The sequence below is a fragment of the Mesorhizobium sp. M0904 genome (assembly GCF_040319475.1).
Lineage (GTDB): Bacteria > Pseudomonadota > Alphaproteobacteria > Rhizobiales > Rhizobiaceae > Mesorhizobium.
Genome location: NZ_JAMYOC010000007.1, coordinates 102,705 through 126,101, shown reverse-complemented (window position 1 = coordinate 126,101; position 23,397 = coordinate 102,705). Strand labels below are relative to the sequence as shown.

Annotated in this window: 27 protein-coding genes, 1 other RNA gene and 1 pseudogene; 15 read left to right on the top strand and 14 right to left on the bottom strand. The window is 61.6% G+C overall.

Features of this window, described 5'->3' with window-relative positions; genetic code table 11:
• Positions 1-11 precede the first annotated feature (11 nt).
• From NKH80_RS09830 to NKH80_RS09805, 6 genes are all read left to right on the top strand, one after another.
• Entirely contained in the window at positions 12-359 is a 348-nt protein-coding gene (locus NKH80_RS09830; protein WP_254816421.1) for a DUF6867 family protein, read from the top strand.
• Between the two features lie 138 nt (positions 360-497).
• Positions 498-1,628 carry a branched-chain amino acid ABC transporter substrate-binding protein gene (locus NKH80_RS09825; protein ID WP_254816422.1) on the top strand — a complete coding sequence of 377 codons (1,131 nt, stop codon included), beginning with the start codon at positions 498-500 and terminating at the stop codon, positions 1,626-1,628.
• 217 nt (positions 1,629-1,845) lie between these two features.
• Positions 1,846-5,304, top strand: coding sequence for a pyruvate carboxylase (gene pyc / locus NKH80_RS09820; protein WP_352991293.1), 3,459 nt, complete (start codon positions 1,846-1,848; stop codon positions 5,302-5,304).
• A 274-nt stretch (positions 5,305-5,578) separates the two neighbouring features.
• Positions 5,579-5,839 (top strand): DUF2312 domain-containing protein, encoded by a 261-nt coding sequence (locus NKH80_RS09815; RefSeq protein ID WP_023719653.1) that lies wholly within the window; start codon positions 5,579-5,581, stop codon positions 5,837-5,839.
• 183 nt (positions 5,840-6,022) lie between these two features.
• Positions 6,023-6,463, top strand: coding sequence for a hypothetical protein (locus tag NKH80_RS09810; protein ID WP_352991290.1), 441 nt, complete (start codon positions 6,023-6,025; stop codon positions 6,461-6,463).
• Positions 6,464-6,529: 66 nt separating this feature from the next.
• Positions 6,530-6,844 carry a hypothetical protein gene (locus tag NKH80_RS09805; protein WP_352991286.1) on the top strand — a complete coding sequence of 105 codons (315 nt, stop codon included), beginning with the start codon at positions 6,530-6,532 and terminating at the stop codon, positions 6,842-6,844.
• A gap of 3 nt (positions 6,845-6,847) precedes the next feature.
• Here the strand turns inward: NKH80_RS09805 and msrB are convergent, their stop codons facing one another.
• From msrB to NKH80_RS09770, 7 genes are all read right to left on the bottom strand, one after another.
• Positions 6,848-7,252, bottom strand: a complete 405-nt coding sequence (gene msrB, locus NKH80_RS09800) for a peptide-methionine (R)-S-oxide reductase MsrB (protein ID WP_352489224.1) — start codon at positions 7,250-7,252, stop codon at positions 6,848-6,850.
• 109 nt (positions 7,253-7,361) lie between these two features.
• Positions 7,362-8,183, bottom strand: coding sequence for an MBL fold metallo-hydrolase (locus NKH80_RS09795; protein WP_352991283.1), 822 nt, complete (start codon positions 8,181-8,183; stop codon positions 7,362-7,364).
• Complete coding sequence (locus NKH80_RS09790) at positions 8,184-9,374, bottom strand: vWA domain-containing protein (protein ID WP_352991280.1); 1,191 nt, start codon at positions 9,372-9,374, stop codon at positions 8,184-8,186.
• 9 nt (positions 9,375-9,383) lie between these two features.
• Positions 9,384-9,788, bottom strand: coding sequence for a type II toxin-antitoxin system HicB family antitoxin (locus tag NKH80_RS09785; RefSeq protein ID WP_254816428.1), 405 nt, complete (start codon positions 9,786-9,788; stop codon positions 9,384-9,386).
• 9 nt (positions 9,789-9,797) lie between these two features.
• On the bottom strand, positions 9,798-9,962 hold the full coding sequence (locus tag NKH80_RS09780) for a type II toxin-antitoxin system HicA family toxin (RefSeq protein ID WP_352991395.1): 165 nt from the start codon (positions 9,960-9,962) through the stop codon (positions 9,798-9,800).
• Positions 9,963-10,054: 92 nt separating this feature from the next.
• Positions 10,055-10,501, bottom strand: a complete 447-nt coding sequence (locus NKH80_RS09775; RefSeq protein WP_352479624.1) for a GNAT family N-acetyltransferase — start codon at positions 10,499-10,501, stop codon at positions 10,055-10,057.
• 106 nt (positions 10,502-10,607) lie between these two features.
• Positions 10,608-11,447 carry an AAA family ATPase gene (locus NKH80_RS09770; protein ID WP_352991278.1) on the bottom strand — a complete coding sequence of 280 codons (840 nt, stop codon included), beginning with the start codon at positions 11,445-11,447 and terminating at the stop codon, positions 10,608-10,610.
• A 176-nt stretch (positions 11,448-11,623) separates the two neighbouring features.
• Here NKH80_RS09770 and ssrS point away from each other — a divergent pair.
• The 4 genes from ssrS to NKH80_RS09750 all read left to right on the top strand — a co-directional run bounded on the left by ssrS (position 11,624) and on the right by NKH80_RS09750 (position 14,245).
• A non-coding RNA gene (gene ssrS, locus NKH80_RS09765) (6S RNA) lies at positions 11,624-11,779 on the top strand.
• A 137-nt stretch (positions 11,780-11,916) separates the two neighbouring features.
• Positions 11,917-12,504, top strand: coding sequence for a 5-formyltetrahydrofolate cyclo-ligase (locus NKH80_RS09760; RefSeq protein ID WP_254816432.1), 588 nt, complete (start codon positions 11,917-11,919; stop codon positions 12,502-12,504).
• A gap of 81 nt (positions 12,505-12,585) precedes the next feature.
• A complete protein-coding gene (locus NKH80_RS09755) occupies positions 12,586-13,410 on the top strand; it encodes a TIGR00282 family metallophosphoesterase (RefSeq protein WP_023678036.1) in 825 nt (274 codons plus the stop codon).
• Between the two features lie 70 nt (positions 13,411-13,480).
• Positions 13,481-14,245: a TerC family protein gene (locus NKH80_RS09750; protein WP_254816433.1), complete on the top strand. Its 765-nt coding sequence runs from the start codon at positions 13,481-13,483 to the stop codon at positions 14,243-14,245.
• 21 nt (positions 14,246-14,266) lie between these two features.
• Here the strand turns inward: NKH80_RS09750 and NKH80_RS09745 are convergent, their stop codons facing one another.
• From NKH80_RS09745 to NKH80_RS09735, 3 genes are read right to left on the bottom strand one after another with little or no spacing between them, the layout of a single operon-like run.
• Positions 14,267-14,734 (bottom strand): SRPBCC family protein, encoded by a 468-nt coding sequence (locus tag NKH80_RS09745; protein ID WP_352479625.1) that lies wholly within the window; start codon positions 14,732-14,734, stop codon positions 14,267-14,269.
• A gap of 29 nt (positions 14,735-14,763) precedes the next feature.
• The gene (locus NKH80_RS09740) at positions 14,764-15,126 is read right to left on the bottom strand and encodes a VOC family protein (protein WP_352479626.1); all 363 of its coding nucleotides are present in this window, start codon (positions 15,124-15,126) and stop codon (positions 14,764-14,766) included.
• 17 nt (positions 15,127-15,143) lie between these two features.
• Positions 15,144-15,626, bottom strand: coding sequence for an SRPBCC domain-containing protein (locus NKH80_RS09735; RefSeq protein WP_352687169.1), 483 nt, complete (start codon positions 15,624-15,626; stop codon positions 15,144-15,146).
• A 51-nt stretch (positions 15,627-15,677) separates the two neighbouring features.
• Here NKH80_RS09735 and NKH80_RS09730 point away from each other — a divergent pair, with 51 nt between their 5' ends.
• From NKH80_RS09730 to NKH80_RS09720, 3 genes are all read left to right on the top strand, one after another.
• Complete coding sequence (locus tag NKH80_RS09730; RefSeq protein WP_352896612.1) at positions 15,678-16,001, top strand: ArsR/SmtB family transcription factor; 324 nt, start codon at positions 15,678-15,680, stop codon at positions 15,999-16,001.
• 233 nt (positions 16,002-16,234) lie between these two features.
• The gene (locus NKH80_RS09725) at positions 16,235-16,984 is read left to right on the top strand and encodes a YebC/PmpR family DNA-binding transcriptional regulator (RefSeq protein WP_023678028.1); all 750 of its coding nucleotides are present in this window, start codon (positions 16,235-16,237) and stop codon (positions 16,982-16,984) included.
• Positions 16,981-17,292, top strand: coding sequence for an Rdx family protein (locus tag NKH80_RS09720; RefSeq protein ID WP_352991274.1), 312 nt, complete (start codon positions 16,981-16,983; stop codon positions 17,290-17,292). The genes NKH80_RS09725 and NKH80_RS09720 overlap by 4 nt, the downstream gene beginning before the upstream one ends.
• 25 nt (positions 17,293-17,317) lie before the next feature.
• On the opposite strand, the gene NKH80_RS09715 is transcribed toward NKH80_RS09720, so the two are convergent.
• Both NKH80_RS09715 and NKH80_RS09710 read right to left on the bottom strand, forming a co-directional pair.
• The gene (locus NKH80_RS09715; protein ID WP_352648998.1) at positions 17,318-17,797 is read right to left on the bottom strand and encodes an anthrone oxygenase family protein; all 480 of its coding nucleotides are present in this window, start codon (positions 17,795-17,797) and stop codon (positions 17,318-17,320) included.
• A gap of 1 nt (position 17,798) precedes the next feature.
• Positions 17,799-17,975, bottom strand: a pseudogene (locus tag NKH80_RS09710) (NmrA family transcriptional regulator); the annotation flags it as partial.
• Between the two features lie 233 nt (positions 17,976-18,208).
• Between NKH80_RS09710 and NKH80_RS09705 the strand changes: the two are divergent.
• On the top strand, positions 18,209-18,850 hold the full coding sequence (locus NKH80_RS09705) for a TetR/AcrR family transcriptional regulator (protein ID WP_352991270.1): 642 nt from the start codon (positions 18,209-18,211) through the stop codon (positions 18,848-18,850).
• A gap of 69 nt (positions 18,851-18,919) precedes the next feature.
• Here the strand turns inward: NKH80_RS09705 and rpmE are convergent, their stop codons facing one another.
• The gene (gene rpmE, locus NKH80_RS09700; protein WP_006327661.1) at positions 18,920-19,141 is read right to left on the bottom strand and encodes a 50S ribosomal protein L31; all 222 of its coding nucleotides are present in this window, start codon (positions 19,139-19,141) and stop codon (positions 18,920-18,922) included.
• 203 nt (positions 19,142-19,344) lie between these two features.
• Between rpmE and NKH80_RS09695 the strand changes: the two genes are divergently transcribed.
• Positions 19,345-21,147: an ABC transporter transmembrane domain-containing protein gene (locus NKH80_RS09695; RefSeq protein ID WP_352450844.1), complete on the top strand. Its 1,803-nt coding sequence runs from the start codon at positions 19,345-19,347 to the stop codon at positions 21,145-21,147.
• Positions 21,148-21,264: 117 nt separating this feature from the next.
• On the opposite strand, the gene NKH80_RS09690 is transcribed toward NKH80_RS09695, so the two are convergent.
• Entirely contained in the window at positions 21,265-23,292 is a 2,028-nt protein-coding gene (locus tag NKH80_RS09690) for a DUF3857 domain-containing protein (RefSeq protein WP_352991267.1), read from the bottom strand.
• Positions 23,293-23,397 lie beyond the last annotated feature (105 nt).

Here is a 23,397-nt window from a genome sequence, read left to right as displayed (position 1 = left end):
GAGTCTTCATCATGCAGGGCATTCTTTATGAGGAACCCTCGATTTGGCAGTTCTTTTTCGTCACCTGCCTGCTCGGCGGCTGGGCGGCCTGGATGACGGGCAAGGCGTGTGCCCAGACATGGCGCAGCTTCGCCCAGCTATTCGCCTATATGCTGGGGCTCGGCATCGGCGTAAGATTCATCCATCATGCGCTGTTCGGCGGAACGATGTTTTCGCTGCATTACTACGTGGTCGATACCATCGTGCTGATGATATTGGGCTTCATTGGCTACCAATACACGCGCACGAACCAGATGGTAACGCAGTATAATTGGCTTTACGAAAGAGCCTCTCTTTTGAGCTGGAAACCGAAAGGTTGACATTTATCATTAACGGCGTTTCAGGGATGAATCGGCGTGACAAGTGCCTGAAAATCGGCAAAGTACTCTTTCTGCGAGCAAGAGTGGGCATCGCATGAAAGCAACATCCACGCCCACTCGGTAAATGGGAGCGTTTCAATGAAAAAGTCACTTTTGTCCGCCGTCGCACTGACCGCGCTTGTCGCGTTCAGCGGCAACGCGTGGGCTGACATCCTGATCGGCGTTGCCGGTCCGATCACCGGTCCGAACGCAGCGTTCGGTGCCCAGCTTCAGAAGGGTGCCGAACAGGCAGTCGCCGATATCAATGCGGCGGGCGGCGTTCTTGGCCAGCAGCTCAAGCTTGAAGTCGGCGACGACGTCTCCGATCCCAAGCAAGGCATCTCGGTCGCCAACAAGTTCGTCGCCGACGGCGTCAAGTACGTCGATGGCCACTTCAACTCCGGCGTCTCGATCCCGGCGTCGGAAGTCTACGCCGAGAACGGCATCCTCGAGATCACGCCGGCCGCGACCAATCCGAAGTTCACCGAACGTGGCATGTGGAACACCTTCCGCACCTGCGGACGCGACGATCAGCAGGGCAAGGTCGCTGGCGACTATCTCGCGGCGAACTTCAAGGATGCCAAGATCGCTGTCATCCATGACAAGACGCCTTATGGCCAGGGCCTCGCCGACGAAACCAAGAAGGCGCTCGCAGCCAACGGCGTGACTGAGGCCATGTATGAAGGCATCAATGTCGGCGACAAGGATTTCTCGGCCCTCATCGCCAAGATGAAGGATGCGGGCGTCTCGGTCGTCTACTATGGCGGCCTGCACACCGAAGCCGGCCTGATCATACGCCAGCTCGCCGACCAGGGCCTCAAGGCAACCTTCATGTCCGGCGACGGCATCGTCTCGAACGAATTGGCCTCCATCGCCGGCGACGCCGTCGAGGGCACGCTGATGACGTTCGCTCCGGATCCGCGCAAGAATCCGAACGCCAAGGAACTCGTCGAGAAGTTCCGTGCGGCCGGCTTCGAGCCTGAGGCCTATACCCTCTACTCCTACGCAGCGATGGAAATCATCGCGGCCGCCATCACCAAGACCGGCTCAGCCGATGACGCTCAGAAGGTAGCCGAGACCATCAAGTCGGCCGGCCCCTGGAAGACTGCGATCGGCGAGATCGGCTACGATGCAAAGGGCGATATCACCCGTCCGGACTACGTCATGTACACCTGGAAGAAGGGTGACGACGGCAAGTACACCTATGTCGAGAACGAACCCGGCAAATAACCGGACGTTGCTGTATGAGAATGCCCGGCGCCTCGCGCCGGGCATTTTTCATGGGGGTTTCCCAAATGCCTGGATCCGGACTGCCCCAGGCGTTGTCCGGGTCGACACTAGGCCATACTAAATCGGTTTAATCCCTCTTTTCGATTTTGTTTGCACTGCAGCATTTTCGCGGTAATCATGTCCGGCAGTTCCCTTCCCCGCGTCCGGAGCCCTGTCCTTGGCAATCTCGAAGATCCTTGTCGCCAACCGCTCCGAAATAGCCATCCGCGTCTTCCGCGCGGCCAATGAGCTCGGCCTTAAAACCGTGGCGATCTGGGCAGAGGAGGACAAATACTCCCTGCATCGCTTCAAGGCCGACGAAAGTTACCAGGTCGGGCGCGGGCCGCATCTGGCCAGGGATATGGGGCCGATCGAAAGTTATCTGTCGATCGAGGAGGTTATCCGCGTCGCCAGGCTTTCGGGCGCCGACGCCATCCATCCGGGTTACGGGCTGCTGTCGGAGAGCCCGGAATTCGCCGAGGCCTGCGCCAAGGCCGGCATCATCTTCATCGGGCCAAAACCCGATACGATGCGCAGGCTGGGCAACAAGGTCGCCGCGCGCAATCTCGCGATCGAAGTCGGCGTGCCGGTAATTCCCGCTACCGATCCCTTGCCGGACGACATGGCGGCGGTAAGGGAACTCGCCAAGACGATCGGCTACCCGGTGATGCTCAAGGCATCCTGGGGCGGCGGCGGCCGCGGCATGCGCGCCATCCGCTCCGAGGCCGATCTCGCCCGCGAGGTCATGGAAGGCAAGCGTGAGGCGAAGGCGGCTTTCGGCAAGGACGAGGTCTATCTCGAAAAGCTGATCGAGCGCGCCCGCCATGTCGAGGTGCAGGTGCTGGGCGACCGCCAAGGCAACGCCGTGCACCTGTTCGAGCGCGACTGTTCGATCCAGCGCCGCAACCAGAAGGTCGTCGAGCGGGCGCCGGCGCCGTATCTCGAAATGTCACAACGCGAAGAGCTTTGCGGCTACGCGCTGAGAATTGCGCGCCAAACCAGCTATATCGGCGCCGGCACGGTCGAGTTCCTGCAGGATGCCGACACCGGAAAATTCTATTTCATCGAGGTCAATCCGCGCATCCAGGTCGAGCACACCGTCACCGAACAGGTGACCGGCATCGACATCGTCAAGGCGCAGATCCATATACTCGACGGCTTTGCCATCGGCACGGCGGAATCGGGCGTGCCGGCGCAAAAGGACATCAGGCTCAACGGTCACGCCCTGCAGTGCCGCATCACCACGGAAGATCCCGAACATAATTTCATCCCCGATTATGGCCGCATCACCGCCTATCGCGGTGCCACCGGCTTCGGCATCCGCCTTGATGGGGGCACCGCCTATTCGGGCGCGGTGATCACCCGCTTCTACGATCCGCTGCTGGAAAAGGTGACGGCGTGGGCGCCGACGCCGGCCGAGACCATTGCCCGCATGAACCGGGCGCTGCGCGAATTCCGTATCCGCGGCGTGGCGACCAATCTCACCTTCCTCGAGGCGATCATCAATCACCCGAGCTTCGCCGACAATTCCTACACCACCAAGTTCATCGACACGACGCCGGAACTGTTCGCCAGTGTGAAGCGGCAGGACCGCGCGACCAAGCTGCTCAACTATCTTGCCGATGTTTCGGTCAATGGCCATCCCGAGACGCGCGGCCGGCCGCAGCCAAAGGCCGATGCGGCGCCGCCGGTGGTGCCATATCTCAACGGCAATGTGCCTCAAGCCAGCAAGCAGAAGTTCGACGTGCTCGGGCCGGAGAAATTCGCCGCGTGGATGCGCGAGCAAAAAGAGGTGCTGGTCACCGACACGACAATGCGCGACGGGCATCAATCCTTGCTCGCGACGCGTGTGCGCACCTATGACATCGCCGGAATTGCCGGCACCTATGCGCGTGCTCTGCCGCAGCTGTTGTCGCTCGAATGCTGGGGCGGCGCCACATTCGACGTCGCCATGCGCTTTCTCACCGAGGACCCATGGGAGCGGCTGAGCAAAGTGCGCGAGGCGGCACCCAACCTTCTTCTGCAGATGCTTCTGCGCGGCGCCAATGGCGTTGGCTATACCAACTATCCCGACAACGTCGTCCAGCATTTCGTCCGCCAGGCCGCTGCCGGCGGCATCGACCTGTTTCGCGTCTTCGACTGCCTGAACTGGGTCGAGAACATGCGCGTCGCCATGGATGCGGTCGGCGCCGAGGGCAAGCTGATCGAAGCGGCGATCTGTTATACCGGCGACATACTCGATCCGGCGCGGGCCAAATACGATCTGAAATATTATGTCGGCCTGGCCAGGGAACTGCAGTCGGCAGGCGCCCATATCATCGCCGTCAAGGATATGGCCGGGCTTTTGAAACCGGCGGCGGCCCGCGTGCTGTTCAAGGCGCTGCGTGAGGCGACGGACCTGCCGATCCACTTCCACACCCACGACACATCCGGCCTGTCGGCGGCAACCGTGCTGGCGGCGGTGGAGAGCGGCGTCGACGCCATCGACGCGGCGATGGATTCGCTATCGGGCAACACCTCGCAGCCGTGCCTGGGTTCGATCGTCGAGGCGCTGAAAGGCACCGAGCGCGACCCGGGTCTCGACCCGCAATGGATCAGGCACATCTCGTTCTACTGGGAGGCGGTGCGCAACCAGTACGCCGCCTTTGAAAGCGACCTGAAGGGGCCGGCATCGGAGGTCTATCTGCATGAAATGCCGGGCGGGCAGTTCACCAACCTCAAGGAACAGGCGCGCTCGCTCGGGCTGGAGACACGTTGGCATGAAGTGGCGCAGACCTATCACGACGTCAATCTGATGTTCGGCGACATCGTCAAGGTGACCCCGTCGTCCAAGGTCGTCGGCGACATGGCGCTGATGATGGTGAGCCAGGACTTGACCGTCGCCGACGTCGAGAATCCGGCGCGGGACATCGCCTTCCCGGATTCGGTGGTGTCGATGTTGCGCGGCGATCTCGGCCAGTCGCCGGGCGGCTGGCCAAAGTCATTGCAGAAGAAGGTGCTGAAGAGCGAAAAGCCGATCACGGTGCGGCCAGGTTCGCTGCTCAAACCGGCGGACCTCAAGGCCAGTCGCACGGAGGTCGAGGAAAAACTCGAGCGCAAGCTCAGTGAGTTCGAGTTCGCGTCGTGGCTGATGTATCCGAAGGTGTTTTCCGATTTTGCCGCCGCGCAGGAGACCTACGGGCCGGTCAGCGTGCTGCCAACGCCGACCTATTTCTACGGCATGAAGCCGGAAGACGAGATTTTCGTCGATATCGAAAAAGGCAAAACGCTGGTGGTGCGCTGCCTTGCCATGGGCGATGTCGACGAAAAGGGTATGGTCACCGTGTTCTTCGAGCTCAACGGGCAGCCGCGCCGGGTGAAGGTGCCGGACCGGGCGCATGGCGCCTCCGCTGCCAAGGTACGGCGCAAGGCGGAGCCGGGCAATGAGGCGCATGTCGGCGCGCCCATGCCTGGCGTCGTCTCGGCGCTTGCGGTCGCTGCCGGCCAGGCGGTAAAGGCCGGTGACGTGCTGCTGTCGATCGAAGCGATGAAAATGGAAACGGCGTTGCATGCCGAACGCGACGGCACCATAGCCGAGGTGCTGGTCAAGGCCGGCGACCAGATCGATGCCAAGGATCTGCTGATCGCATTCGGGTAAGGTGTGTTGAGATTCAGGTGATGCCGGCCTGTAAACGCCGGCTTCCTGCGCTTCCGGTGCTCACGTACTCAGGTACGCTCTGCTCCGGTTCTCGGCAGCCATCGTTTTCGACTCGGCCTGACCTGAATCTCAACACACCTTAAGGCGCGCCCAACCCCTTCATGCCGCATCGATAGCACCTTGACCCGCCGCGCGCGGTCGGGCATCGAACCGCTGCAATTCGCCGCTCGGGTCACCCCCGAGTCGCGGCGAGAAACGATGCGGAGAGAAGAATATGGCCGACGACATCACCGAGACCAGCCAGACTGTTGCCGCCGGCCAGCTGCGCGCCTTCATCGAACGCATCGAGCGGCTCGAGGAAGAGAAGAAGACGATTGCCGACGACATCAAGGAAGTGTTTGCAGAGGCCAAGGGCACCGGCTTCGATACCAAGGCGATGCGGTCGATCATCCGGCTGCGCAAGAAAGACCAGGCCGAGCGGCAAGAAGAGGAATCCATTCTCGACCTCTACAAGGCCGCGCTTGGAATGGTGTAGAGACTGTCTGGAAATTCTACTCCGGCGGCAATCCGATGGTGTTTCCGGCGCTTCCGATGCTCACGGACCTAAAAGTCCGCTGCGCTCCGGTTCTCGAAACCACCACCATACGACCCGCCAGAGCGAATTTTCGAAACCGTCTCGGCAACAGTCTCGGCCTGATGCTGGAGCGAGCATCGAACCATGAGCGAATTCGATTTTGGCGCCCGCCGCGCCTCTGAATTCCGCCAACGCAGCTTCTGGACGCTGTTCGCGGAACGGCATCCGGATGAAAGGGCTCTGCTGGCGAGGCGCGGACCGTGGTTCTGGCAGCGTGGGCTGCCCGACTTCGCATTGGTCATTTCCATGTATGTCGCGCCTGCGCACAATCATGTCGGCGTCTTCTTCGGCCGCAACGAGAAGCTCGGTGCCACGCAAGCCTGGTCACGGTTGAAGCCGTTCCAGCCGGCCATCGAAGACAGGCTGAAGCTCAGGCCAGAACAAAGTTGCGACGGCCTCGGCATCAATTCGATGTGGCGGGTGAATTGTTTTGCCGAAGACAATTGGCCGGCGATGACCGACTGGCTGGTTACGGAAGCCTCACGTTTCGAGCGCGCGATTGCCGAAGTTCGGGGTCAGGAATAAAGCAGGATTTCCAGACGCAATCCTTCGAACCGCTCTGGTGAGCAGAGCGAGGGAGCCGGTCGATCGATGACGATCATGTCGCGCGTTGCCGCCTTCTTTCGCTCACGCTGGCTGGGCGGCGTGCCGCTCGATCGGCTGTTCTGGCGCGATATGGTCGTTGTCGGCACAGCAATCAACGTCGCGTTGTCGGTGGCGGCGCTCATTCTGCTTGGGCTGAAGCTGCCGCTTGCGCTAGTCCTGGCGGTGCATTTCGCGCCGGTGCCCTATAACATCTTCCTGACCTTTGCCGTTTGGCGAACTGCCGGAAATTCGAGTGGCGCCAAGGCCTCGCTGATGACGCTTGGCGCGACGTTGTGGCTGATCCTGGTGGTTGTGGCCTGACGATCAGGCGGCCGGCTCGAATTTGAGCGCCACGCCGTTGATGCAATAGCGCAGGCCGGTCGGCGGCGGGCCGTCGTCGAAGACATGGCCGAGATGGCTGCCGCAGCGGGCGCAATGGCACTCGGTACGGACCATGCCGTAGCTGCGGTCGACGGTGGTCTCGACCGAGCCCGGCACGGGATCGTTGAAGCTCGGCCAGCCGGTGCCGCTCTCGAATTTCAGCTTGGATTCAAACAAGGGTTGGTCGCAGCCGACGCAGGAGAAGGTGCCGGCGCGCTTCTCGTGCAGCAGGGCGCAGCTTCCCGGCCGCTCGGTGCCGTGGTTGCGCATCACCGCATATTGCTCGGGCGTCAGCCGGGCGCGCCATTCGGCATCGGTGCGGGTAACGGGGTAGGTGTGGCTGTCCATTTTTTCCTCTTAGCTTATGTCGCTATTTGGGTTGCCTTCCCAACTTCGCCTGAAATAGGCATTTGTTACGGCGTTTGCTCGTATTTCCTATCCTGCTGCGACGAATTCCTCAGGCGATGGCCGCGAGATAGCGCGCAACCGATGCTGAAAATGCCGCCTTTGCGTCTCCGATGACATTCTGGTTCCACCATGCGCCGTAGATATGGTCGAACGTGAAAGGCTCCAGCGCGGCCTTGATGCCGAGCACTTTCGTCGCGTTGAGCGGGATATAGTTCGGATAGCTGTACATGAAGGTGACATGACGGCGCGTCGGCGTCACCTGCAGGATGTCGCCGGCCAGCATGGCATTGCCGCTGTCGCGCTTCCAGTGCAGCACCTGGCCACCGGCAAAGTGGCCGCCGCAGCGGATGAGCGTCAGCGACGGGTTTATGGCGCGCGTTTCGCCTTCCCAGCTGATGATCGCCGGATGCGGCCGCATGATCCACTGACGATCATCGGCGTGCAGATAAATCGGCACGCCGCCAAACGCCTCGCTCCACTCGACCATTGCCGAATAATAATGGCAATGCGAAATGGCGATGGCGGCCAGGCCGCCCCGGCGGTTGATCTCGGCCACCGCCTCGTCGCTGACCATCGAGATGCAGTCCCACAGCACATTGCCGTGCGGCGTTTGCGCCAGCAACGCCCGCTGGCCGATGGCGAAGCGCGGCTCTATGCCGAAGCCGAGCACGCCGGCGTCGTCCCTCATCACGATCCGATGGCCGGCCGCGAGCTCTTCCGGCGTGATCCAGGCCTGGCCCTCCCAGCGCACATATTGCCGCTCGTCTTCGCAGATCGGGCAATGTTGCGGCGGCGTCGCTGTCGCCGCGAACTGGACACCGCATTGCAGGCAAAGGAAACAGGTCGACCGTCCTGTTTTGCGTGGGCCCATTCAGTGCTTCCTTGAAAGTTGCTTCGTCGCCGCTTCGAGGCCGGCGAGCGTCAGCGGAAACATGCGGCCGCCAAAGATATCGCGGATCATGGCGATCGAATGGGTAAAACCCCAGTTTTTTTCGGCTTCGGGGTTGAGCCATACCGCGTTTGGCCATTGCTGCAGCAATCGGCCGAGCCAGACGGCGCCGGCCTCCTTGTTCCAGTGCTCGACCGAGCCGCCGGGTTGGGCGATCTCATAAGGGCTCATCGAGGCGTCGCCGACGACGATCACCTTATAGTCGGGGCCATACTTATGGAGGAGATCGGACGTCGGAATCACCTCGGCATGGCGGCGGCGATTGTCCCTCCATACCCCTTCGTAGAGGCAGTTGTGGAAGTAGAAATATTCGAGCTGGCGGAATTCGGCGCGGGCGGCCGAGAATAGCTCCTCGACACTGCTGACATGGTCGTCCATTGAGCCGCCGACATCGAAGAACATCAGCAGTTTCACGGCATTGCGACGTTCGGGTTGTGTCTTGATGTCAAGATAGCCGCGCTCGGCGGTGGCGTGGATGGTGCCGGGCAGGTCGAACTCCTCTTCGGCGCCTTCGCGCACCCAGCGGCGCAACCGCTTCAGCGCGACCTTGATGTTGCGGGTGCCGAGCTCGACGGCATCGTCGAAATTCCTGAACTCGCGCCTGTCCCAGACTTTTACCGCGCGGCGGTTGCGACTTTCATGCTGGCCGATGCGCACGCCTTCGGGATTGTAGCCATAGGCGCCGAAGGGCGAGGTGCCGCCGGTGCCGATCCATTTCGAACCGCCCTGATGCTGGCTCTTTTGTTCCTCCAGTCGTTTCTTCAGCGTCTCCATCAGCTTTTCGAAGCCACCCAGCGCCTCGACCAGTTTTTTCTCCTCGTCCGACAGGTGCTTTTCAGCGAGCCTCCGCAGCCATTCCTCCGGGATGTTTGCGACATCGACCTGGGTTTCGCCAGCCAGCGCTTCGACGCCCTTGAAGACGTGCGAGAAGACCTGGTCGAAGCGGTCGATGTGTCGCTCGTCCTTCACCAGCGCGGCGCGGGCGAGATAGTAAAAGCCCTCGACATCATAGTCGACCAGCCCGGCCTCCAGCCCTTCCAGCAGCGACAGATATTCCCGGAGCGAGACCGGAACGCGCGCGGCTTTCAGTTCAAGGAAGAAGGGGAAGAACATGGTCCAACTTTATCTGTGTCCCTCGATCTTCTCCCGTGCGGCGCTGGCGATAAAGGCGGAACGCGTCAGACCACGCCGACCCGCTTCTTCGTCGATTGCCGCCAAAAGACCTGCGTCGAGCGACAGATTGGCCCGGACAGGCCGTCCGGAATCGATCAGCACAGGGATCATCACGGCGGATTCACCGGCAGCGCTATCGACTTCGCCCAGTCGGAGCAGATCTGCCACAGTGCGCGCGGCGGGCAAGGGCAAGTTCTTCGCCATTCGTGTCTCTGCCCATTCGCGAACGGCAGAAGTCGCATCGGCTATCGCCTCTTCGGGACTTGCGCCACCGCCGTGACATCCGGGAAGATCGGGCACCCGCACTCCCCAGACTTCATCTGCGCCGTCAAGAATTCCGACATAGTGCGTCATGATTCGTCCTTAAATCCATCCAGCAAGCCGGGCGATCGACCGCGCAACACCCAGAGATTGTTCGCGATGCCGCGGCACAATGATCATGATCTCCGGCCTTTCCGGATGCTCGTACTTCTCGTGTTTGCCGCCGCGTACGTTCACCCAGTCGTCACGTAAAAGCCTCGTGACAATCTTTGCGCGTGTTGGCCTCGATCAGCGGCACTGTCGCCCCTGATTATGCGCAATATATTGCGCACAGGTGGTTATTTCAATCGTTGGCTTCATCATAGAAGATCATATTCGATAAAGCCGGTCCTGCGCGCCACGTGGTCGTAGAGCTTGCGTGCGGTGGTGTTGGTCTCGTGGGTCATCCAGTAGACGTTCTTGACGCCGATCTTGCCGGCTTCCTGCTTGACCGCTTCGATCAGGGCGGCGCCGACGCCCTTGCCGCGCACATCGGGGTCGGCGAACAGGTCCTGCAGATAACAGTTATTTATCTGCGACCAGCAGGAGCGATGGTAGAGATAGTGCGTCAGGCCGACGGCCTTGCCGTCGAGGGTGGCGACAAAACCCTTTGGCTCGAACTCGCCCGCCGTGAACAGCCGCTTCCAGGTGACGGCGTAAACGTCTTCCGGCAGCTTGGTTTCGTAGAAGGTGAGATAGGCGGTCCACAGACGCCGCCAGTCGGCATGGTCGGATTGCGCAAGCGGGCGGACGGTGATCTCGGTCATTTCATTTCCCTCTGAACTCGGCAACACGAAGCTGCCTTCACGCCTCGCTGGCGGCAACGGTCCAACGACGGGAAAGCGCTGTCCGGCGGCTTTCGTCGACCGCCCCTCACCCTTGCCGTCTCGCCATGAAAGCCAGGCGCTCGAACAGATGCACGTCCTGTTCGTTCTTCAGCAAGGCGCCGTGCAGCTTGGGCAGCGCGTTCTTCGGGTCGGCGCGCAGGTCTTCGGGCGCGATGTCGTCGGCAACCAGCAGGCGGATCCAGTCGAGTGCCTCGGAGGTCGACGGCTTCTTCTTGAGGCCCGGCACATCGCGGATTTCATAGAATTGCGTGAGTGCGGCGCGTACCAGGTTCTGCTTGATGCCGGGATAGTGCACGTCGACAATTTTGTGCAGCGTCTCGACGTCGGGAAAGCGGATGTAGTGGAAGAAGCAGCGGCGCAGGAAGGCGTCCGGCAGCTCTTTTTCGTTGTTGGAGGTGATGATGACGATCGGCCGGACGGTGGCGCGGATGGTCTGGCCGGTCTCGTAGACAAAGAACTCCATCCTATCCAGTTCCTGCAACAGATCGTTGGGGAATTCGATATCGGCCTTGTCGATCTCGTCGATCAGAAGCACCACCTTCTTGCCGGCGGCGAAGGCGTCCCACAGCTTGCCGCGCTTGATGTAATTGCGGATGTCGTTGAAGCGCTCGTCGCCGAGCTGACTGTCGCGCAGCCGCGAGACGGCATCATATTCATACAGGCCCTGCTGCGCCCGCGTGGTCGATTTGATGTGCCATTCGATCAGATCCAGGCCGAGCGCTGCCGCCACCTGACGGGCAAGTTCGGTCTTGCCGGTGCCGGGCTCGCCCTTGACCAGCAATGGCCGCTCAAGCGCGATCGCCGCGTTGACCGCCACCATCAGATCCTTGTCGGCAACATAGGCCGCCGTGCCTTCGAAACGCATTTTTGCTCCCGAGTTCATCGCGCGACCCTAAGGACGCGGCCTTCGCTGCGCAAGGCGCCGCTGGCGAAGCGGGGATCTTGCCGGCGCGGCCCTCGTCGAGGGGTCCTGCGTCGAATTAGGCCTCGAAACATGTCGCCTCTCTGGCGCTTGGTCTGGCGTCAGCCTATATTGGGCATGACGGTCTGCGCTTCCCGGCAGGAGAACATTTTCCCCGGGGCCTTAATGATCCCTAGGGAGCTGTCCCTGGGAAGACCCGTGGGTTTTCTCATACGGCGCCCACCTACTTTGTAGGTTCCCGGGATCGCTCTCTCCACCGGTTGTGTGGATCGTCACCTCTCGAAAAGGCCATCTGGCGGATCTTGTCGTCGCGCCGCTTTGTGCGGTGCTCACGAACGACAAGTTCGCCCCGCTCTTCCAAAACGTCGCTTGTAAAACTCCATCCAAATCGGACCTTTGCTACCGTCGGCGCATGGCATCCCCAAAAGACCTGAAAAAAAATCTCCGCAACCAAGCCCTCGGGCGCCGCGATGCGCTCGATCCTTTCTGGCGTGTGGAGGCAGCACTCGAAATGGCCGAGACGGCGCGCGACCGGATCACCGTCGAGCCGGGCCAGATCGTCTCCGGTTTCTGGCCGATGCGCTCGGAAGTCGACGTCCGGCCGCTGATGTTTGCCCTGCGCGAGAAGGGGGCAAGGCTCTGCCTGCCGGCCATCCTCGACAAGACCACCATCGTTTTTCGCGAACTGGTGCGCGGCGCGCCGATGATCGACATGGGTTTCGGCACAGTCGGGCCGCATGAGGAAGCCGAGGTGCTCGATCCGCAGCTTATGCTGGTGCCGCTTGCCGCCTTCGATGCGCGCGGGCACCGAATCGGGTACGGCGCAGGCTATTACGATCGGGCGATCGGGCGGCTGGCCGACAAGGGCCAGCAGCCGCGGCTGATCGGCATTGCCTTCGACTGCCAGGAGGTGGCCCTGGTGCCGGACGAGCCGCATGACGTGATCATTCCCGAAATACTCACCGAGAGCGGGTTGCGCCGGTTCGCGCCGAAATTGTAGATAAGTTCCTGGACGCATGGTCTTTTCCGAAAGTCATGCAGCTTTTTGCTTCGCTGACCTTCGGTTCGGGATCGCGCTTATATGAGACTTCTCTTCCTCGGCGACATGGTCGGCAAGACAGGACGTACGGCGGTGTGGGAACAACTGCCCGGCCTGATCTCGGATTTCAAACTCGACTTCGTCATCGTCAATGGCGAGAACGCCGCCGGAGGCTTCGGCATCACCGAGGAGATTTTTCGCGAGACGATCTCGGCCGGCGCCGATGTCGTCACCACCGGCAACCATGTCTGGGACCAGCGCGATGCGCTGATTTTCGCGCCGCGCGAAGAGCGCTTCCTGCGCCCGTCCAATTTCCCCAAGGGTACGCCGGGGCGCGGCTCAGGCGTCTATATCGCCAGGAACGGCGCGCGCGTGCTGGTCGCCAACATCATGGGTCGGGTGTTCATGCATCCCGAGCTCGACGATCCGTTCCAGGCCGGCGAGCGCGAACTTGCCGCTTGTCCGCTTGGCGAGCAGGCCGATGCAATCGTCATCGATTTCCATGCCGAGGCGACCTCGGAAAAAATGTGCTTCGCTCATTTCGTCGACGGCCGTGCCAGTCTTGTTGTCGGCACCCACACGCATCAGCCGACCGGCGATCACCAGATTCTCAATGGCGGCACCGGTTATATTTCCGATGCCGGCATGTGCGGCGATTACGATTCCTCGCTCGGCATGGACAAGGAGGAGCCGCTCAACCGGTTCTTGTCCAAGGTGCCGAAGGGCCGCTTCGAGGCGTCGACGGGACCTGCGACATTGTGCGGCGTCGGCGTCGACATTTCCGACCGTAGCGGCCTGACCGAACGGATCGCGCCGTTTCGCCGCGGCCCGCGGCTCGAGGAAACGGCTCCATCCTTCTGGTCGTGACATTGATATAGACGCTTGCAATACCCAATTGCCGGCGAAACTGCTCTAGATCGTAGAGGGGACGACCTCCATGCAGCTAGTCGAATTCCTGGCGCCGCATTTCGCCTTTGTCTCCGACCCGACTGCGTGGGTCGCGCTGCTGACACTGATCGTGCTGGAGGTCGTGCTCGGCATCGACAATCTGATCTTCATCTCGATCCTGACCAACAAATTGCCGGTAGCGCAGCGAGCCCGCGCCCGGCGGCTCGGCATCTCCGCCGCGCTGGTGATGCGGCTGATCCTGCTGGCCACCATTTCGATCATCGTCCAACTGACGACGCCTATATTCACCGCCTTCGGCCACGGGTTTTCATGGCGCGACCTGATCCTGATCGCCGGCGGCCTGTTTCTCGTCTGGAAGGCGACCAAGGAGATCCACCACACGGTCGATCTCGATGATCACCAGGACACGATGATGGGCGAGACGCTGCAGCTTTCGCTGGCCGGCGCGATTTTCCAGATATTGCTGCTCGACCTCGTCTTCTCGATTGACTCGATCATCACCGCCGTCGGCATGACCGACGAAATCGCGATCATGTACATCGCGGTGATCGTGGCGGTGAGCGTGATGATGCTGGCGGCCGGGCCGCTGGCCGATTTCATCGCCAAGAACCCCAGCATCGTCATGCTAGCGCTGGGCTTCCTGCTGATGATCGGCATGACCCTGATCGCCGACGGCATGGGTTATCATGTGCCGAAAGGCTATATCTACGCCGCCATGGGTTTTTCGGCCCTGGTCGAAGGGCTCAACATGCTGGCGCGGCGGCGGAAGAAGGCAAAGGGCGGCGGGCACTGAGGATGACCCACCGCGGCTGACCTAATGCCCCGGCACGCCTTTCGGATGGCGGTCGCCGATCAGGCCTAGCATCACGCCTTGCTCCAGCCACGCCTTGGCGCCGGCGAGCACCAGCGCAAAACCGCCGGTCGAATCGATCGCCTGCTTGACCTGCTCATCGAGGCTGCCGGCAAAGCCGAAATTGCGGACCTCGACAAAGGTCGTGGCGCCCGGCATCTCGGTAAAGGTCCACACGACCGTGGTCGGCGGATCGCTCCATTGCATCAAGATCTTCTTGTTTTCGACGATTTCACGGACATTGACCGTCGTCGAGACGCCATACATGCGCCATTCCCAATGGATTTCCTTGCCGCTGTCCAACCTGTCGCTGCCATGGGTGAACCAGAACTTCGTCGTGATCGCCGGATCGACGAAGGCTTCGAATACGTCGGCGACCGGCCGCCTTATCAGCATGCCGGCTTCGGCGGTCGGTGTTTCGCGGATTTCCATATCGTCCTCCTTTCCACGGTGCCGCCTGTTCACCAGGCATCGGGTTCGCGCACCAGGTGAATGATGTCGGCCGGGTTGGTGATCCAGCCGCCGCGAAAGCCTTCACCCAGTGCCTCGATGGCGTCGCAGCGCACGACACCGGCCTTGGCGAGATGCTCCGCTGCGGCCGGAAAATCATCGGTGAACAGTTCCAGCCAGATCTCGGCCTGGCTCATCATCGGCGCCTCGTCGATCCACAGTCGATTGGGACCGAGTTCGAAGCCGACGGCCGGCGGTTTGGCCGTGAATGGCTTCAGGCCGATGACGTCGCGATAGAAGGCGATCGTTGCCTGGTATTGATGCGGCGGGACTTTCATCGCGATGTTGATGCCGCCGGTGATCTTCGCGGTCATTCTTACTCCATTTGCTCTCAGATGTTGTTCTCGTTGGCCGGCTCGCCCTTCATCTCGCTGCGGTAATAGCCGTCGCGCAGATTGATGCCGTATTCGACATAGGCCTTCATGCAGGCCAGCATCTGCGACCAGCCCTCGCAATTGAGGTAAGATTTCTTCAGGCCGACCGCGTCCTCGTGCCAGCCGGTTTCGGCGATGGTGACGAAGGTGCCGCCGTCGTCGAGCGGCTCGAAATTCATCTCGATGCGGGTCTTGTACGCGGGCTCGCCGTCGGCGTCGGTCGCATCCCAGCGCAGCACGATGCGGCTGTCTTTCTCCACCTTGTCGACCTCCACGGGAACCTTGCCCCACCAGATGACGGTGGCGCCCGCCAGCAGCGGTGTGCTGGCGCCGCCGATCGTGGTGAAGTAGCCGCTGAGCTTCTTCGGATTGACGACCGCATCGAAGACTTCGGCGACGGGTTTGCCGATGCGGCCAGAAACCCTGAATCCAAGAGACATATCCACAGCTCCTTCCTTGAATGCAACGGCATTATGTTATAAAAACATAACATGTCAAGCACGGCGCAGGACGACAATGTTTTCAAGGCGCTGGCGCATCCACGCCGGCGTGCGTTGCTGGACCGGCTGAAGAATGGGCCGCAGACCACCGGCATGCTGTGCGATGCCTTCCCAGACATGGACCGCTGCACGGTCATGCTGCATCTGAAGGTGCTGGAGGAGGCCGACCTGGTCGTGGTGCGCCGCGAGGGGCGCGAACGCTGGAACCATCTCAACGCGCTGCCGATCAAGCACATCCACGACCGCTGGATCAGTCAATATGCCACGCACGCGATCAGCATCCTCGACCGGCTGAAATCCGATCTTGAGGGATGAAAGATTGCCGAAGCCTGCCACTTTCGGGCCTTGAGACCTTTGCGTGTCCGACGCAATGGCGCGGCTGGACGAATTGAGCCGATTTATCTATAAGCCGGCCATTCCGACAGAGAGCGCCGTACGTCCGTCCGGACGCAGCAGGACGTTCTGAAGTTTTGAATTCGAGCATTTTGCAAGGCGCCGGGTGGTTCACCAGGCCGCAGATGCTCTAGCCGAGAAACGACAGGGGTGCCATGGCTGGCCATTCACAGTTCAAGAACATCATGCATCGCAAGGGCCGCCAGGATGCGGTGCGATCGAAAATGTTTTCCAAGCTGGCGCGCGAAATCACCGTCGCCGCCAAGAGCGGCACGCCCGATCCATCGATGAACCCGCGCCTGCGCCTTGCGGTGCAGAACGCCAAGGCGGTGTCGATGCCGAAGGACAACATCCAGCGGGCCATCAACAAGGCGTCGATGGGCGACGCCGAGACCTACGAAGCCGTTCGCTACGAGGGTTACGGGCCAGGCGGCGTCGCGCTGATCGTCGAGGCGCTGACCGACAACCGCAACCGCTCGGCGTCGAATGTGCGCGCTGCCTTCACCAAAGCCGGCGGGGCGATGGGCGAGACCGGCTCAGTTTCGTTCATGTGGGACCGCGTCGGCGAGATCTACTATCCGGCATCGGCCGGCAGCGCCGAGAAAGTGATGGACGCAGCGATCGAGGCCGGCGCCGACGATGTCCAGTCGGACGAGGAAGGCCACACGATCTATTGCGCCTTCGAGAATCTCGGCGAAGTGTCGAAGGCGCTGGAAGGCGCACTCGGCGAGGCTGAATCAGTGAAGCCGATCTGGAAGCCGCAGACCAATATCGCGGTCGACGAGGAGCGTGCACAATCGCTGATGAAGCTGGTCGCGACGCTCGAAGACGACGACGACGTGCAGAGCGTCTACGCCAATTTCGAGGTCGACGAGGAGACCTTGGCGAAGCTCAGCGCGGCGTGATCCAACACGCGCTGCCCACAGTCCGCATCACCTATTGCACCCAGTGCCAATGGCTGCTCAGGGCCGGCTGGATGGCGCAGGAGCTGCTGTCGACCTTCGGCACCGATCTGGGCGAAGTGACGCTGGTGCCCGGCACCGGCGGCATCTTCACCATTTCCTGCAATGACACGCTGGTCTGGGACCGCAAGCGGGACGGCGGTTTCCCCGACGCCGCAAAGCTCAAGCAACTGGTTCGCGACGTCATCGATCCGGATCGCGATCTGGGCCATGCCGATCGCAAGGGCGATAAGTCAAAAGACCCTGTCTGAAGGCTTTTATACTTCCGTCCTGCATTCACCGCCATGCGAAGATGAAGCAGCCCAGCGCCACGATGGCGGTGGTGGTTCGGACATGGTTCCACATCACCCAGTCCCTGAGATAAGTGGCCCATACCGCGGCGCCGTTGGCGCTTGCCGGATCGACGGCGGCCAGGGCGTTGTTGAGCGGCACGTTGAACATCATCGTCACGATCGGGTTGCCGACGAGGTAGATCAGGGCGCCGGCGAGGAGCCAGAATGCACCCGGTTGGCTCCAGCCGATAAGAGCGCCGGCGGCAAGGACAAGACAGACCAGCCCGGTGCCGAAAAGCGCGGTCATGAATGCCGGCGTAATCACGGTAATGTTGATCGAATTCATGGCGGCGATGCCGCCTCCGGCAGGCAAGCGGGCGAGCGCCGGCATGATAAAGTTGGAGAAGGCGAAGAAAACGCCGCCGACAACGCCTGAGCCAATGGCAGCGACGAAAGTGAGGGTGGGAAGCAGTTTCATGATCATGTCAGTTGCTCCAGATGCCGGTCGAGGCGGCTTCGGTTGCGTAGGCGGAAAAGTCCTTTGGGGCGCGGCCGAGCACGCGCTCGATGCCGTCTGTCAGCGACTCGTTGCGGCCGTCGAGGACTTCGGTGAACAGTTCTTTGAGCAGCCACGCGAACTCGGCCGGCAACTCATGGGTGGCGTGCCCGAGCGCGAGCCTATCCGTACCTGCAGGCCCCGCGCCGTCAGCCGCTCGGCGAGGCGACGGCCGGTCTTGCCGGTGCCGCCGAGGATCAAAGTTGGTCTCGTTACAGTAGGGTTCATGCCCATTTTCCTCAGTTTGAAATGTGAGTAATCCTCACATTTGCAAAACGTGATAAACCCTCGTATTTTGCGAGTCAAGCCAATTTGTTGATTGTCCGTCGGGAGACAGTGATGGAAGGCTCTGCCGTATCGGATTCACAGGACGGCCAGATCGCATCGCCGCGCCGGGCACCGAGCCAGCAGCGCAGCCGCGAGCGGGTCGAGCGGATGCTGGCCGCCGCCTCGGCGCTGATCGCCGAGCAAGGCAGCGACGCCATGCGCATGGGAGAGGTGGCCGAGAGGGCAGGCGTGTCGATCGGCTCGCTCTACCAGTTCTTCCCGGACAAGCGGGCGATCATCTGGGCGCTGGCCGAGCGCTACACCGCGGAAAGCCAGGCCTGCATTGCCGCGGCACTGGCGGAGGTCAATGACGCCGACGGCCTGCGCCGGGCATTTTCGGAACTGGTGGATATCTACTACGGAATGTTCCTGGCGGAGCCGGTGATGCGCGACATCTGGTCGGGCACGCAGGCCGACAAGGCGCTGCGCGAACTCGAGCTTGCCGATAGCCGGGCCAACGCCGAATTCCTTACAGCCGTGCTGAAACGGCTGCGGCCATCCGCCGATCCGGAAGCGCTCGAAACGACGGCGTTTCTCATCTGGCAGATGGGCGAGGCCGCAATGCGGCTGGCGATCTCGGTCGGGCGGAAAGAGGGCGACCGGCTGGTTGCCGCCTACAAGCGGATGGCGCTGCGCGAGCTGGTCGGCGAATAGGGCCGTATTTTCGCAACAAAAAACCCGCCACGAAGGCGGGTTTCTCGATCTGCGAAACGCCAATGCGGCTTAGAGGCCGAAACCTTCGAAACGCTTCTTGAACTTCGACAGGCGGCCACCGCGGTCGAGCAGGGTCTGCTGGCCGCCAGTCCAGGCCGGATGGGTGGTGGGGTCGATATCGAGGTTCATCGTATCGCCTTCCTTGCCCCAGGTCGAACGGGTCATGTATTCGGTGCCGTCGGTCATGACGACCTTGATGGTGTGGTAGTCGGGATGAATATCGGTCTTCATGGGTCTGTTCCTGGCTTGCCGGGTGCTGCCGACGGGCTGAAGCCTGCGTCGATGCGCCCCTTTTTAAAACTCGAAGCCGCAGCTATTGAGGAGCCACGGCTTCTAAAACGGTCGGCGAGCCTATACATCAGCCGGAATTGAATCACAAGGCCGCGGCAAGCGCATATTGATGGCGCAAGCCTCAAAGGGCCAAAGGAACGGTCATGGCGAACATCAGCGGCGATGCAGACGAGCGCAGGCGCTCGCTGAGGCCGCTGCAGCGCCTGTTTCCCTACATCACGCATTACCGCAAAATGGTCATCGGCGCGATCGTCTCGCTGGCCGTCGCGGCGGCGACGACGCTGGCGCTGCCGCTGGCCGTGCGGCGGATGATCGACCACGGTTTTTCCGCTTCCGATTCCAGCTTCATTGCCGAATATTTCGCCATGCTGGTGGTGATGGCCGCCGTTCTGGCGGCGGCGTCGGCCAGCCGCTACTATTTCGTCATCACACTCGGCGAGCGCGTCGTTGCCGATATCCGCCGCGATGTCTTTGCCCACGTCACAACGCTGTCGCCATCCTTTTTCGACACGGCCCAGTCGGGCGAGATCGTCTCGCGGCTCGCCGCCGACACGACACAGGTCAAATCGGCCGTCGGTGCCACCGCCTCGGTGGCTTTGCGCAACGTCATCCTCGGCCTGGGCGCCGTGGCGATGATGGTCTTCACCAGCCCAAAACTGTCCGGCCTGGTCATCGCGGCCATTCCGCTGATCGTGCTGCCGCTGGTCGCCTTCGGCCGCTCGGTGCGGCGCAAGTCACGGCTGGCGCAGGATACTCTGGCCAATGCCACCGCCTACGCCAGCGAGCAGATCGGCGCGGTGCGCACCCTGCAGGCCTTCACCAACGAGAAGCTTGTGACCGGGTATTTTTCGTCCGCCGTGGAAGCAGCGTTCGAAGCGGCGCGGACCTCGATCTTTGCCCGCTCCTTTCTCACCTTCGTCGCCATCTTCATGATCTTTTCCTCGGTCGTGGCGGTGCTGTGGTTCGGTTCGCGCGACGTGCTCGACGGCACGCTGTCGCCGGGCACGCTCGGTCAATTCCTGCTCTATTCGGTGTTCGCCGCCGGCGCGCTCGGCGCCCTGTCGGAGGTCTGGGGCGAACTGTCCCAGGCAGCGGGCGCTGCCGAACGGCTGACCGAGATCCTGGCCGAGAAACCCGCGATCCAGGCGCCCGCCGATCCGAAGCCGCTGCCGGCAAAGGCGAGAGGCGCGATCAGCTTCGACGATGTCTCCTTCTCCTATCCGGCCCGGCCCGACCGCGCCGCCGTTCATGGCCTGAGCTTTCAGGTCAAACCCGGTGAGACGGTGGCGATCGTCGGGCCATCCGGCGCCGGCAAGAGCACGGTGTTTTCGCTGCTTCTGCGCTTCTACGATCCGGAGGCCGGCAGGATCGTCATCGACGGGGTCGATCTGCGCGAGGCCGATCCGGCGGCGATCCGCGCGCGCATCGCCATCGTGCCGCAGGACGTCACCATCTTTGCCGCAAGCGCGCGCGACAATATCGGCTTTGGCCGGCCTGGCGCCAGCCAGGCCGAGATCGAGGCGGCGGCGAAGGACGCGCTTGCCGACGAGTTCATCCTGAAACTCGAAAAGGGCTATGACAGCCAGGTCGGCGAGCGCGGCGTGACGCTGTCGGGCGGCCAGCGCCAGCGCGTGGCGATCGCCCGCGCCATTTTGCGCGATGCGCCCATCCTGCTGCTCGACGAGGCGACCTCGGCGCTAGATGCCGAAAGCGAGACGCTGGTGCAGACGGCGCTGGACCGGCTGATGAAGGGCCGCACCACGATCGTCATCGCCCATCGGCTGGCAACCGTGCTGAAGGCCGATCGCATCCTGGTCATGGATGGCGGCCGCATCGTCGAGGAAGGCACGCATCAGAGCCTGGTCGCCAAGGGCGGCATCTATGCGCGGCTGGCCAAGCTGCAGTTCGATACCGGGGCGAATGCTTTCAGGGGCGCGGCCGAGTAGCATCGCTCCATCCCGATGAAACGGGATGAGGCTCCACCTTCTTGTTTGACCATGATCTCTTCCGAAAACCGGCATCCACTTTTCGGGATCATGGTGCCCAGCGGCCGCCGAGATTCTTCAGCTACCGAAAGCTCGGCGTTTGCCGCGTCGATAGGCGATGAACAGGGGAACACCGACAAGCAACGACAACAAAAGCATGCTGGCGACGGTCTGTCGCTGCTCCTTTGCCGGATCGCTGAGCTGCACATCGGCAGGCGGCTCTTCATAGGTAAAATCGTACTGCCAGCGAACCTGGTCTGCGAGGTCATCGACGGTTTTCAGATAATCGGCAATCGCCTTGGCCGGTACTTCAGTCGCCAGCGTCTGAAAGTTCCATTCAACTTGCAATTCGGTGGGCGTGTTGGACCAGGATGCCTTGAGAGACAGATAGGGCGTCACGACGTTTTTCATCGACTCGCCGGAAAACCTCGCCTTGAGGTTGCGCACGGTCACCTTGTGGCGGCGGTAGAACTGGGGGCCGAGGGAGACGGGCCCGGTTCGATCGACGATTGTCGGGGTTGGAAGAGAGTTGTTGCCGAGATCGGCCGCGCGGATCGGGAAATTCTTTGCCAGATCGTTGGCCGCCAGCGCCTCCGCCGGCAAGCGATAACTTTCCTTCACGCTCACTATGTTGCCGTCGCGGCGATCCACGATTTCCGGCTTGGCGATGGTTTGGATGCCCGGATATTGCTTGTTGTAGTATTTCAGATAGGCGTCCGACACCTCGCTCAGCGACCGGCTGGCGAAATTGCCGCGCATCCAATCGGCATCGGCGTCCTCATATGTCGAGAAGACCGTCAGCACGAGGGGATCGCCCGGTTTCCGCGGGAAGTCGAATTCCTCGGCGATCTGGATCGATGGGCTGGTAAGCACAGGGCTCGGCATCTTCTCCAACCCGCCGGTGCTGGAAAGCGGCAGCGCGAAGCCGTAGTCGGGCTGTGCGAGATTGTGAGCCCTGCCGCCCTGAAGATAGTTCGTGGCGTCCAGCCAATATGTCTTTGCTCCGATCCTTGCCTTGACGATGGCATGGTCGAAATCGCGAAGCGCCGGCAGATGCTGGTCCAAGGCCCGTCCCTTGTCGAGATCGGCCAAGGCGACCTCGGCAGCAATGCCAAGCCGCACAAGCGACGAAACCAGCAGCAGGGCCTTGTCCTTGCAGTCACCGAACCCGCTCAGGATAACCGTCGCGGGATCACGTGGAACGTAGGAACCGGCACCCATCGACAGGCTTACGTAGCGGATCTGGTCCTGCACCAACCGCATTGCCTCGACCATCCGGTCTTCGGGCACCGGATGCCGCAGAGCGATGTCGTCGAGCTTTGCGGCAAAAGCCGGGGTAAAAACGGTCGCTGGCTTGTAATAGGGCGCAACGGCATCGACCACACTTTGCCAATTCGCGGTAGACGCGACATCGATGGAGCCCCAGCCTGGATAGGTCACGGGCAGGTTATCCTCGACATTGACCGGTTTCGGGTTTGGAATTTCCCATAGATAGGTGGTGTCCGGCCCAGTCGGGGAGATTGAAGGCTTGAGTCGGGTTCCCCTTGTCTTGATCTGGAGCGGCTGGCCCGAAGGCCAAATGATGCTTGTGCGGATAAGCGCTACCGGCTCTTCCCATTCGGTGGAGAAATTCTTGAAGAAAAGGTCCTTGCCGACCAGCGGTGTTACTTCGTAGGTCGACCCGTAATCGACGATGTCGCCGGCACGCACGTCATCGATGTTGACATGTGCTGTCAGCCAGCCGTCGAAGACGCCTTTCTCGGCGTCTCTTTCCCTGCGGAAGATGTCGAATTCGACGCCTTCCAGCCGGTCCAGAACGGCGCCATCGCGGATGATGTGAAGATGGTTGAGCGTGACCTTGTGTCGGGACGGATCGAACTGCAGATCGATACTCGCGCCACGATCCAGGCCGGGACGGTCGACGATTTTATAGACGGTGCGCGAGTACTCGACATAGCCGCCGGCGCGATGCTTGATCTGGTCGTCCGAGAGCAGCCATGAAACGCCATTCTTGATTTGATCCGATCGGGCGGGATCGGCAGCCGGAATATCAAGCTGCTTTACCCAGCTTTCTGCCGGACCCTTGAAAACCATGTCGTCGGACATGGCCGGAGAACTCAGACCGATCAATAAGATGAAAAATACCAAGCGGGGCCAGAAAGACTTCACCCTATGAAAACTGTAACAGGCAGACATCTACGCTCGCCCAAC